An 11,433-nucleotide genomic window follows, 5' to 3' on the forward strand; every position below is an offset into this window, starting at 1 on the left:
CCGGTCCGCAGCTTTGCAGGGAGACCAGGTGTGACTACGATGACGATCGCCGCCGATTCCACGCCGGAATCAACCGGCCGGCTCAAGCGCGAACTGAAGGCCGCGGAAGCGAAAAAGCGTGCGATGGCGCTGCTGCTCATCGCGCCGCTCGCGATTTTTCTGCTGCTGATCTTCGTCGTGCCGATCGGCGCGTTGCTGACCCGCGCCGCGCAGAATCCCGAAGTCGTGAACGCGTTGCCGCATACGCTCAGCGCACTGCATGCATGGGACCGCAAGACGCCGCCGCCCGATGCCGCATACGCCGCACTGGCGACCGATCTGACCGCCATCGCCGATAGCGACGGCATGGGCGCGCTCGCGCGCCGGCTCAATGTGGAAATTCCTGGTTATCGCTCGCTGGTCGCCAAGTCGGCGCGCGCGATGCCCTTCGTCGACGACAACAGCAAGCCGTTGCAACTGACGCCCGCGCAATTTCACGCGAAGTTCGCCGAGCTCGACGAACGCTGGAACAACATCGCGTACTGGCAAGCCATCGCGAAGAACGGCAGTCCGTATTCGCCGTTCTACGTGCTCGCTTCGCTCGATCACAAGCAGGACGCGTTCGGTCACATCATTCCGACCGATCCCGACCAGCAGATCTATCTCGCCGTGTTCACCCGCACCTTCGTGATCGGCGCTGCCGTTACGTTGTTCGCGCTGCTGCTTGGCTATCCGCTCGCTTACTGGATTTCGACGCTGTCGGAGCGTCGCGCGAATCTCGTGATGATCCTCGTGCTGATTCCTTTCTGGACGTCGATCCTCGTGCGCGTGGCGGCATGGATCGTCATCTTGCAGAGCGAAGGTCTCGTGAACAAGGCGCTGGTCGGCAGCGGCCTGCTGCACGATCCGCTCGCGCTGCTGTTCAACCGCACCGGCGTCTATATTTCGATGACGCACATTTTGCTGCCGTTCATGATCCTGCCGCTCTACAGCGTGATGAAGTCGATTCCGCCGACGTATCAGCGCGCGGCCATTTCGCTCGGCAGCCATCCGTTCGCCGCATTCTGGCGCGTGTATGTGCCGCAGACCTATCCCGGCATCGGCGCGGGCGCGTTGCTCGTCTTCATTCTGGCGATCGGCTACTACATCACGCCGGCGCTGCTCGGCGGCCCGAACGACCAGATGGTCAGCTACTACGTGGCCTACTTCACCAACGTGACGATCAACTGGGGCATGGCGTGTGCGCTCGGCGCGCTGCTGCTTGCGGCGACGCTGGTGCTGTATGTGATCTATGGACGCTTCACGCGTTCATCGCTGAGCCTCGGCTGAACGGAGCCTACCGACATGAAACTTGCCAAGCCCCTGTTCGCGCCGCACACGTCCTGGGTGGAGCGCGCGTGGTATTTCGCGTTGCGTGCGCTTGCCGTGCTCACGCTGCTGTATCTGATCCTGCCCGTGCTCGCGATCGTGCCGCTGTCGTTCTCATCGAGTACGTTCCTCGTCTATCCGATTCCGGGTTGGTCTCTGCGCTGGTATCAGAATCTGATTGCGTCCGATGAATGGCGTATGGCGGCTAAGAATAGCTTTATTGTCGCGCCGTCCGCGACCGTAGTCGCGACTGTGCTTGGCACGCTGGCGGCAATCGGCCTCACGAAAGCCAACTTCCGCGGCAAGGGCTTGCTCATGGCAATCCTGATTTCGCCGATGATCGTGCCGGTGGTTGTTGTCGGCGTCGGCATGTATCTGTTTTTTGCGCCGCTCGGACTCGCCAATACGTATGTCGGGCTGATTCTCGCGCATGCGTCGCTCGGCGTGCCGTTTGTCGTGACGACGGTGGCCGCGACCTTGCAGGGCTTCAACTACAACCTCGTGCGCGCGAGCTTGTCGCTTGGCGCAAATCCGGTGAAGACGTTCTTTCGCATCACATTGCCCGTGATTGCACCAGGCGTGATTTCCGGCGCCTTGTTTGCGTTCGCGACGTCGTTCGATGAAGTCGTCGTCACGCTCTTCCTGGCCGGCGCGGACCAGACGACACTGCCGCGCCAGATGTTCACCGGCATCCGCGAAAATATCAGCCCGACGATTGCAGCGCTCGCCACCATTCTGATTATTTTTTCGACGTGCTTATTGCTGGCGCTGGAATGGCTTCGTGGCCGCAATGCGGCGCGCGCGGTTCGGGCGTAAATGCGGCGCGAGCAAATAGTCGATAACTTCGTTGATGCAACATGAGAATCGACAACTCTTGACACCGTTCTAAGATTCATCCCATTCCGCGGGCTTCTGCGTCTCGTCATACTTTTATCCCTTGATAAAAAGATGCGCGAGGCGCAGATAACCAATGAAAACCCCGCTAACCGTGCTTGTGTGTGCGCTCACACTGACAGCTTGCGCGGATCACGCCGCGCGCGCACGGCTCGGCATTCAAGACCCCACCCTGCTTCAATCCGGCATTGGCGCCTCGCAAGACGAGGCGGCAGGCGCCGCCAACCCGCAATGGATCAACGCATACGCGCCCGCTGCCAGCGGCGGCACGGCGCTCGCGTCATTGCAAGCGCGGCTGAACCGCTTGCCGCCTGAACAGAACGGCTATTTCCGCGCGAAGGCGCAGTGCTGGATCAGCGCGGGCCAGGAGGCGCGGCAAGCCGGCGACCACTGGGGTTTCGTCGAGGAGGCCATCGGTCAGGCGGCGGTCATCACCCTGGGCCTTGAAAATGGCACGTCGTTATCGGCTGCCAATCCGGCGCTGCGCACCGTCTCCGTGGTGCGTCCCGATCTGTGGAAGATCGTCAATACCATCAAGTCGGACCCGGTCACGGCTTCGTGTCGCGAAGCGCAGCAGCCGCTCGCATGCGCTGAAGTCCAGCTCATGCAAGCGGGCCATGATGCATGGGTACGCAACTTCGCTCATGCCGAAAAGCGTCTGCCGGACATTCAGGATAACTTGCGTAAATCGGCCGAGAGCGCGCTGCAATGCAAGCAGGCCGTGCCCGCGAGCGCTGCGGCGCAGAGTCCGGCAATGCCACGAACGGTCACGCTGCGCGCCGACTCGCTGTTCCGTTTCGACGGCGGCAACGATGCCGCGATGCTGGCCGCCGGCAGACGCGAACTCGACAAAGTGGCGCGAAGCATGAAGACAACGGCCACGCTTCGCGAACTCAGGATCACCGGCTACACCGACCGTCTCGGCGACAACGCCCATAACCAGAGCCTGTCGCTGCAACGCGCGCAAACGGTAGCAGCGTATCTGCGCGCTCGCGGCGTCACCGTGCCAATCGCTATTCGCGGGCTTGGCAGTGCGAAACCGGTGGCGCAATGCCGGCAAACCAGGCGCGATGAACTGGTGCGATGTCTCGCACCGAACCGGAGGGTGGAGATCGAGTTCGTCGTCGCGCCTTCCTGATCTGCTCAGGTTGCGCACACGAACGTCGTACCCCGCGGACGCCAACGGCTTATGGCTGCCGGGAGGTCACGAGAGGGCCGTCAGAAGTCCATGATCGCCCCAACCGGAAATGGAAGTTTTTCAGGAGAAATGCAACACATGTCGACTATTCTGATTATCGATGACCACCCAGCGTTCCGGATGATTGTCCGGTTGCAGCTCATGCAACTGCTTAGCGTCGAACAAGTGGTCGAGGCGGACAACGGCCAGACCGCTGTCGAGATGGCTCGCCAATACAAGCCCGACCTCGCGATACTCGACCTGGACATTCCGCGCATCAGCGGACTCGATGTGATTCCGCGTCTGAAGCTCGTGCATCCTTCGATTCGCCTGATGGTGCTGTCGGGCCACGACGCGGCGACCTTCGCGCCGCGCGCAATGCGTTCGGGCGTTCACGGCTTCGTCGGCAAGTCGCAGGACATGAAGGAAATCTTGCGCGGCGTCGAAGCGGTGCTCGCGGGCTATACGGTTTTTCCGGTCGGACCCAACGGCGCGAGCATTGCGCCGGGCATGGCGCCGAGCGGCGAGGAAGGCCGGATCATGCTGCTGTCCGACAAGGAACTCGTCATTTTGCAGATGCTCTCGCGGGGCATGTCGAACAAGGCGATCGGCGACGCGCTCTTCATGAGCGACAAGACGGTGAGTACCTACAAGAGCCGTATCCAGGAGAAGCTCGGGGTGTCGTCGCTCGCAGCGTTGATCGAATTTGCTTCGTTGCACAAGCTGATCAGCTAGTTCCAGCCGCTATGAACAAGACCAGTCTGCATTGCGGCGAAGGCGCCGATTGTCACCAGCCGGCGCAGCGCGCTGTTGAGCTGGACGGCGCGCACGCAACGCAGCAGGTCACCCTTCCCGCTGTTGGGAGAAACACGTCGCGGGCTGACGCTAACGCGCGGCCGTCCGACTCGCGCGAGCAGGCTCGTGATTCCGGCAAAGGCGTGAGTCCTTCTTTCGAGCCATTCGATCGCCGCTATCTTGATGCACTGATCCACGAAGGGATCGATCTCGGCGCATTTCTCGAAGGATGGTGCGTGGCGATGCGCAACGATCTCGACCGTCTCGGCAATCTGCAAAGCGAAGGCGACTTCGACGATTTACGGCCTCTGTTGCACAGGCTCAGCGGGGCGCTAGGACTTGTCGGCGCGCACAGTTTGATGGACGCATTGCGGCGCGTACCCACCACGCGATCGGAGCACACTTGCAGACTAATTGATGCGCTTGCCGCACGCATGCGAGCGCTGATCGAGCAACTCGAAGGCGGGCGTGACGAACACCGGAGCGCACGACCATGAACAGGCCGTTGGCCTTGATCGAGGGCGCGCTTGCGCTTCCCAGCTCGCGTCCGCTGTCCGGTTTGCCGCCGCCTTTCGGCTCGTGGCGACGGTCGGCGTCGTACACGCAGGAGCGCGTCCCGCAACCGGCAATGCCGGGCGTGCCGCAATACACGCCAAGGTCGCAACCTCGCCGACGGAATCCACCGAACAACAGATTCCGATTCTTCTACAAGTTGCCGCAGCGGCCCAATTCTGACAGCCGTTTCGACGAGCAATTGGCAGAAGCGCGGCATTACCTCCAGGCGGACTACGTGCGTCCGCATTCGTCGCGTTCGGATCGGATGCTTGGCGCCGCGATCTTCGTGGGCTGCAGCATTGCGCTCGCGTGGCTCCTGGCGACCTGTTCCACGCACGACGTCGCCGATCAATTCGCAACAGCGGCAAAGCCGTCTGCAACGTCGACGCGTACTGGCCGCGTGACAGTTCAGCCATTAGCAGACGTCCAACCAGACGCACCCAAGCCGATGCCACGCGTGGCAGAAGCGCCTCAACGTACTGCGCAGGCGCAGGCGCAGGCGTCATCGTCAGTGACGGCTCGGTCACCGCAAGCCGCACATCGCGTCGACACAGCGAGTTCGCCGCAACAACGTGCCGACTCGCAGCGTAACGCCGGTACGTCACGCCATATCGCCGCAGACAACCGCTCGGCAAAAGCGTATCGCACTGCGACAACTACAGCGGCACTGGCGGATCGCGTGGAAATTGAAAGACTGCGTCGCGGATCGAATCATTCGGTTGATTCGCTGGCGAACTCTTCGGTATCGAGGGGACAGGGGCAACCCGAGCGGCCCACACCGCGAACTCTCGCAAACGACTCAACCGAGAGCGCGGCATTGTTCGATTGGGCCGCTCAACAGCGGCGCGCAAACGCCAACACACGTGCAACGTCGCCGGCATCTTCGCAAGCCGACTCCGACTGGAATGCTCACATGACGCAGCGCCGGATTACCGACAATCCCGCCGCTTTCCAGGCCGACCGCGCGCAGCCATAAGCGCTAAAACCATCGACGAAAAAAAAGCCCGACCAAGGTCGGGCTTCAAAAGTCGGCTGCGCCCTCCACAGGACGCAGCCCCTGCAAAACAGCAAGCTGTTTGCGTCGTCGCGAGCCTTAAGCAGCCAGCAGCGAACGCAGCACGAACGGCAGAATACCGCCGTGCTTGTAGTAGTCGACTTCGATCGGCGTGTCGATACGCAGCAGCACCGGCACGCGCTTCTCCTGGCCGTCCTTGCTGCGAATCACGAGCGTCACTTCCTGCTGCGGCTTGAAGTCCGCGCCGAGCCCTTCGATGTCGTACGTTTCTTCGCCGGTAATGCCGAGCGATTGCACGCTGTCCGAGCCCTTGAATTGCAGCGGCAGAACGCCCATGCCGACCAGGTTCGAACGGTGAATCCGCTCGAAGCTGCGTGCGACCACAGCCTTCACGCCCAGCAGTTGCGTGCCCTTCGCCGCCCAGTCGCGCGACGAGCCCGTGCCGTACTCTTCGCCCGCGAACACGATGGTCGGCGTGCCGGCGTCGATGTACTTCATCGCTGCATCATAGATGGACAGTTGTTCGCCGCTCGGCTGGTGAATCGTCAGGCCGCCTTCCACGCGCGAACCGTCTGCCTTCGCCGGGATCATCAGGTTCTTGATCCGGACGTTCGCGAACGTGCCGCGCATCATCACGTCGTGGTTGCCGCGGCGCGAGCCGTAGCTGTTGAAGTCGGCCTTCTGCACGCCGTTTGCCTTCAGCCACTTGCCTGCCGGCGAGTCTTCCTTGATCGAGCCAGCCGGGCTGATGTGGTCGGTCGTGACCGAGTCACCGAAAATGCCCAGCGCGCGCGCGTTCTTCACGGCGGCGATGCTGTCGGCCGGCGTCATCGAGAAGTCGTCGCCGAAGAACGGCGGCTCTGCAATGTACGTCGACTTCGGCCAGTCGTAGACCTGACCTTCCTCGCCTTCGATCTTGCTCCACAGGTCGCCCTTCTTGGTCAGCGACGAGTAGTTCTTGCGGAACGCTTCGGCGTCGAGCGCGAACTTGAGCAGGTCGTTGACTTCGTCGCTGGTCGGCCAGATGTCGCCGAGGTAGACGTCCTTGCCGCCCTTGCCCTTGCCGACCGGTTCGGTCATCAGGTCGCGCGTGATGTTGCCGGCGATCGCGTAAGCCACGACCAGCGGCGGCGAAGCCAGGAAGTTCGCGCGGATGTTCGGGTGAATACGCGCTTCGAAGTTACGGTTGCCCGACAGCACGGCAGCCGCGACGATGTCGTTCTTCGTGATCGCTTCGTTCAGTTCCGGCGTCAGGTCGCCCGCGTTGCCGATACAGGTCGTGCAACCGTAAGCGGCCAGCGTGAAGCCGAGCTTGTCGAGGTACGGCAGCAGGCCGGTCTTCGTCAGATACTCGGTGACGATACGCGATCCCGGAGCCAGCGACGTCTTGATGTGCGGAGCGACCGTCAGGCCAGCTTCGACCGCCTTCTTCGCGAGCAGGCCGGCAGCCAGCAGCACGCTCGGGTTCGACGTGTTCGTGCACGACGTGATCGCGGCGATCAGCACGTCGCCGTTCTTCACGTTGACGCCGTTGGTCGTCGTGTATTGCGCGTTCAGATCGTCGGGCTTCTTCGCAAAGCCGTTTTCGGCAACCGGCTTCGAGAACAGGTCGCTGAACGTCGACTTCACATGACCGATTTCGATGCGGTCTTGCGGACGCTTCGGGCCTGCCAGCGACGGCGCGACGGTGCCGAGATCCAGCGTGACGACCTTCGTGTAGTCGATGTCGCCGTCCTTCGGAATGCCGAACAGGTTCTGAGCCTTGAAGTAGTTCTGGAACGCCGAGATTTCTGCGTCCGTGCGGCCCGTGCCCTTGAAGTAGTCGATGGTTTTTTCGTCGACCGGGAAAAAGCCCATGGTCGCGCCGTATTCCGGCGCCATGTTGCCGATCGTCGCGCGGTCCGGCAGCGACAGCGAGCGCGTGCCTTCGCCGAAGAACTCGACGAACTTGCCGACAACCTTCTCTTTACGCAGCAGTTCGGTGATGGTCAGCACCAGGTCGGTTGCCGTCACGCCTTCGCGCAGCTTGCCCTTCAGGTGCACGCCGACCACGTCCGGCGTCAGGAAGTACACCGGCTGGCCGAGCATGCCGGCTTCAGCTTCGATACCGCCCACGCCCCAGCCGACCACGCCGATGCCGTTGATCATCGTCGTGTGGCTGTCCGTGCCGACCAGCGAATCCGGGTAGTACACGGTGTCCGTGCCGTCGGCCTTCTTGTGCACGCCGCGTGCGAGGTACTCGAGGTTCACCTGGTGAACGATGCCGACGCCCGGCGGCACGACCTTGAACGTGTCGAATGCCTGCATGCCCCACTTCATGAACTGGTAGCGCTCGTTATTGCGCTGGAATTCCAGTTTCATGTTCAGGTCGAGCGCGTTCTTTTCGCGGAAGTGGTCAATCTGCACCGAGTGATCGACGACCAGATCGACCGGCACCAGCGGCTCGATCGACTTCGGATTCTTGCCCACGCGCTTCGCGACGCCGCGCATTGCAGCGATGTCGGCGAGCAGCGGCACGCCGGTGAAGTCCTGCAGCACCACGCGCGACACGACGAACGGGATTTCGTCGACGCGTGCCGCCGTCGGCTTCCAGTTCGCCAGTTGCGTGATGTGTTCTTCGGCGATTTTCTTGCCGTCGTAGTTACGCAGCACCGATTCCAGCACGATTCGGATCGAAACCGGCAGGCGGTCGATCTTGATGTTCAGTGCCTTGCCGAGTTGCGGCAGGGAGTAGAACTTGCCTTTGCCGGAACCGCTGTCGAATTCCTTGAGCGTTTTGTGGAGGTTGTGGGCCATGGTGTTTTCCTTGGTTTGATCGCGGAACTACAGTACTTAACTTGACTAGATGACGTACAAATCGACGTACTCATTGACCGGCATGGCTTCGAGCCGCGCCTGATCCAGCGACACGTCGAGGATCGCCAGTTGTTGCTTGACCGGGAAGCGGCGCGCGAGGTTGGTCCTGAACTTCTCGACCAGCAACGGAATTCCGTCTTCGCGACGACGCTTATGACCGATCGGGTATTCGACTACGACTTCGTCGAACCGCGATCCGTCGTTGAATTCGATCGTCAGTGCATTGGCGATCGAACGCTTCTCGGGATCGTGGTAATCCTTCGTGAACTGCGCGTCTTCGACGCATTGCATTTTGGCGCGCAGCACATCGATACGCGCGTCTTGCGCGACCGAATCTTCGTAATCGGCAGCCGTCACGCGGCCGAAGATCAGCGGCACCGCGATCATGTACTGAATGCAATGATCGCGGTCGGCCGGATTATTGAGCGGACCTTTTTTATCGATGATGCGAATCGCGGCTTCGTGCGTGCGGATCGTGATCTTGCGGATGTCGTCCACATGCTTGCCGTGCGCGACGAGCTGCGCCTGCAACGTCATGGCCGCTTCGACGGCGGTCTGCGCGTGGAACTCGGCCGGAAACGAGATCTTGAAGAGCACGTTTTCCATCACATAGGAGCCGTACGGGCGCTGGAATTTGAACGCGTTGCTCTTGAAGAGCACATCGTAAAAGCCCCACGTCTTCGCCGTCAGCACCGACGGATAGCCCATCTCGCCAGTTTTCGAAATGAGCGCGAGACGTACGGCGCGCGAGGTCGCGTCGCCGGCGGCCCATGATTTGCGCGAGCCGGTGTTCGGCGCATGGCGGTACGTGCGCAGCGCTTGCCCGTCGACGAGCGCCTGCGAGACCGCGTTGATGAGCTCGTCGCGCGTGAGGCCGATCAACTGACCGACGACCGCCGTGGACGCGAGCTTCACCAGCAATACATGATCGAGCCCGACCTTGTTAAAGGAGTTTTCGAGCGCGATACAGCCTTGAATTTCGTGCGCCTTGATCATCGCGATCAACACGTCTTTCATCGTCAGCGGCGCTTTGCCCGCTGCGATGGCCGTACGCGAGAGCCAGTCGGCTGTCGCGAGAATTCCGCCGAGGTTATCCGATGGATGACCCCATTCGGCGGCAAGCCAGGTGTCGTTGAAGTCGAGCCAGCGGATCATCGCGCCGATGTTGAAGGCGGCCTGAACCGGGTCGAGCTGGAACGACGTGCCCGGCACCTTGGCGCCGTTGGGGACGATCGTGCCCGGCACGATGGGTCCCAACAGCTTGGTGCAGGCAGGGTAGGTGAGCGCCTCGAGTCCGCAGCCGAGCGTATCGATCAGGCAATGACGCGCGGTTTCCAGCGCGAGCGCGCTGTCGATCGGATAGTCCAGAACGTAGTCGACGATATCGACCAGGACTTTGTCCGGGTCGGGTCGCACGTTGGAAATCGGAGCGGACATCGAGAGCTCTTCCTGATGACGACAGTTAGTTCGTCTTGTTGATCGCGTTCGATTGCGTCGGAGCCGGCGCGCCTTGCACCATGGCTGCCGTCTTGCACTCGTCGGCGAGACGCGAGCTGTCCTTGTCCGAGAACAGCATGGCCTTCGTCGGGATCACGACGAGGTCCATGCCGGTGGCGGCGTCGTGGAAACGGTCTGCGCCCGTGGTCGTGGACTGACGCGGCAGATTGTAGTTCTTGTTCGCCCAGTGAACCGTGACGATCTGGTCACGCTTCATGTCGCCTTTCAGATCGAACGACAGGCCTTCGTTGCACGACCATTTTTCCGCGCCTTCCGGGATCGGATCGAGCTTCGCTTCCTTCACCGGGTTTGCCTTGCGCTTGATCAGACGGCGCGGCTGCGGCTTCTTGGCCACGGCCTTGGCGGCGGGCTTCGTGGTGGTCGCCGTTTGCGCGGCGGCGTCAGTCGCGACGGTCAGCATCGTCGTGGACAGGGCGCCAATCACGGCGGCGATCATCAACTTGTTCATGGAGAACCTTTCTATCTAATTTCAGTTAAACGGTACGCGGTCTACCGGTCCTGGCGGCCGCGGGGTTGAACTGCAGCGCCTTGAAGCGCACAGCGACCGCTATTTTCGCTTATTTAGCGGCACGTACTTCAAATTCTCAGGTCCGGTGTAATTAGCGCTCGGACGGATGATCTTGTTGTCGATCCGCTGCTCGATGATGTGCGCACTCCAGCCTGCAGTGCGTGCGATCACGAAGAGCGGTGTGAACATGGCCGTCGGCACGCCCATCATGTGGTACGAAACCGCGCTGAACCAGTCGAGATTCGGAAACATCTTTTTCACTTCAGCCATAACTGTTTCAAGACGCTCGGCGATATTGAACAGCTTGTTGTTGCCCGCTTCTTTCGACAGCTTCTTCGCGACTTCCTTGATGACCTTGTTGCGCGGGTCCGAGATCGTATACACCGGATGACCGAAGCCGATCACCACTTCCTTGTTCTCGACGCGTCTACGAATGTCGGCTTCCGCTTCGTCGGGCGTCTGATAGCGCGACTGGATTTCGAACGCGACTTCATTGGCGCCGCCGTGTTTCGGTCCACGCAATGCGCCGATTGCGCCGGTAATTGCCGAGTAAATGTCGGAACCCGTGCCCGCGATCACGCGCCCGGTGAACGTCGACGCGTTGAACTCGTGTTCGGCATACAGATTGAGCGACACATGCATCGCATCGACCCACGACTTCGGCGGCTCGACACCATGCAGCAGATGCAGGAAGTGGCCGCCGATCGAATCGTCGTCGGTTTCGACTTCGATGCGCTTGCCGTTGTGCGAGTAGTGATACCAGTAGAG

General features: G+C 61.4%; 10 protein-coding genes. 5 read left to right on the forward strand and 5 right to left on the reverse strand.

The window, feature by feature from the left end:
* Nucleotides 1–30: 30 nt before the first annotated feature.
* The 4 genes from C8K18_RS29340 to C8K18_RS29355 all read left to right on the forward strand — a co-directional run bounded on the left by C8K18_RS29340 (nucleotide 31) and on the right by C8K18_RS29355 (nucleotide 4,153).
* Complete coding sequence (locus tag C8K18_RS29340; protein ID WP_044020317.1) at nucleotides 31–1,308, forward strand: ABC transporter permease; 1,278 nt, start codon at nucleotides 31–33, stop codon at nucleotides 1,306–1,308.
* A 15-nt stretch (nucleotides 1,309–1,323) separates the two neighbouring features.
* Nucleotides 1,324–2,163: an ABC transporter permease gene (locus C8K18_RS29345; RefSeq protein WP_006047545.1), complete on the forward strand. Its 840-nt coding sequence runs from the start codon at nucleotides 1,324–1,326 to the stop codon at nucleotides 2,161–2,163.
* 154 nt (nucleotides 2,164–2,317) lie between these two features.
* Nucleotides 2,318–3,379, forward strand: coding sequence for an OmpA family protein (locus C8K18_RS29350; protein ID WP_107710686.1), 1,062 nt, complete (start codon nucleotides 2,318–2,320; stop codon nucleotides 3,377–3,379).
* A 138-nt stretch (nucleotides 3,380–3,517) separates the two neighbouring features.
* Nucleotides 3,518–4,153 (forward strand): response regulator transcription factor, encoded by a 636-nt coding sequence (locus C8K18_RS29355; protein ID WP_006047547.1) that lies wholly within the window; start codon nucleotides 3,518–3,520, stop codon nucleotides 4,151–4,153.
* On the opposite strand, the gene C8K18_RS33895 is transcribed toward C8K18_RS29355, so the two are convergent.
* Nucleotides 4,150–4,491, reverse strand: coding sequence for a hypothetical protein (locus C8K18_RS33895; protein ID WP_258196217.1), 342 nt, complete (start codon nucleotides 4,489–4,491; stop codon nucleotides 4,150–4,152). The genes C8K18_RS29355 and C8K18_RS33895 overlap by 4 nt on opposite strands.
* Between C8K18_RS33895 and C8K18_RS34195 the strand changes: the two genes are divergently transcribed.
* Nucleotides 4,456–4,710, forward strand: coding sequence for an Hpt domain-containing protein (locus tag C8K18_RS34195; protein WP_375135823.1), 255 nt, complete (start codon nucleotides 4,456–4,458; stop codon nucleotides 4,708–4,710). The genes C8K18_RS33895 and C8K18_RS34195 overlap by 36 nt on opposite strands.
* Nucleotides 4,711–5,861: 1,151 nt before the next feature.
* Here C8K18_RS34195 and acnA read toward each other — a convergent pair.
* The 4 genes from acnA to C8K18_RS29385 form a co-directional block, all read right to left on the reverse strand.
* Nucleotides 5,862–8,579: an aconitate hydratase AcnA gene (acnA, locus tag C8K18_RS29370; RefSeq protein WP_029967393.1), complete on the reverse strand. Its 2,718-nt coding sequence runs from the start codon at nucleotides 8,577–8,579 to the stop codon at nucleotides 5,862–5,864.
* Nucleotides 8,580–8,624: 45 nt separating this feature from the next.
* Complete coding sequence (locus tag C8K18_RS29375) at nucleotides 8,625–10,076, reverse strand: bifunctional 2-methylcitrate dehydratase/aconitate hydratase (protein ID WP_006047551.1); 1,452 nt, start codon at nucleotides 10,074–10,076, stop codon at nucleotides 8,625–8,627.
* 25 nt (nucleotides 10,077–10,101) lie between these two features.
* Nucleotides 10,102–10,605: a hypothetical protein gene (locus C8K18_RS29380; RefSeq protein WP_006047552.1), complete on the reverse strand. Its 504-nt coding sequence runs from the start codon at nucleotides 10,603–10,605 to the stop codon at nucleotides 10,102–10,104.
* 99 nt (nucleotides 10,606–10,704) lie between these two features.
* Nucleotides 10,705–11,433, reverse strand: a 729-nt coding sequence (locus C8K18_RS29385) for a citrate/2-methylcitrate synthase (RefSeq protein WP_308810924.1), incomplete at its 5' end; no start/stop codon positions are given.

The sequence above is a fragment of the Paraburkholderia sp. GV068 genome, assembly GCF_003058125.1.
Taxonomy (GTDB): domain Bacteria; phylum Pseudomonadota; class Gammaproteobacteria; order Burkholderiales; family Burkholderiaceae; genus Paraburkholderia; species Paraburkholderia graminis.

Coding starts and splice junctions, on each gene's coding strand:
- C8K18_RS29345 (WP_006047545.1), top strand. CDS start 1,324: ATGAAACTTGCCAAGCCCCTGTTCGCGCCGCACACGTCCTGGGTGGAG.
- C8K18_RS29350 (WP_107710686.1), top strand. CDS start 2,318: ATGAAAACCCCGCTAACCGTGCTTGTGTGTGCGCTCACACTGACAGCT.
- C8K18_RS29355 (WP_006047547.1), top strand. CDS start 3,518: ATGTCGACTATTCTGATTATCGATGACCACCCAGCGTTCCGGATGATT.
- C8K18_RS34195 (WP_375135823.1), top strand. CDS start 4,456: ATGCGCAACGATCTCGACCGTCTCGGCAATCTGCAAAGCGAAGGCGAC.
- acnA (WP_029967393.1), bottom strand. CDS start 8,579: ATGGCCCACAACCTCCACAAAACGCTCAAGGAATTCGACAGCGGTTCC.
- C8K18_RS29375 (WP_006047551.1), bottom strand. CDS start 10,076: ATGTCCGCTCCGATTTCCAACGTGCGACCCGACCCGGACAAAGTCCTG.
- C8K18_RS29380 (WP_006047552.1), bottom strand. CDS start 10,605: ATGAACAAGTTGATGATCGCCGCCGTGATTGGCGCCCTGTCCACGACG.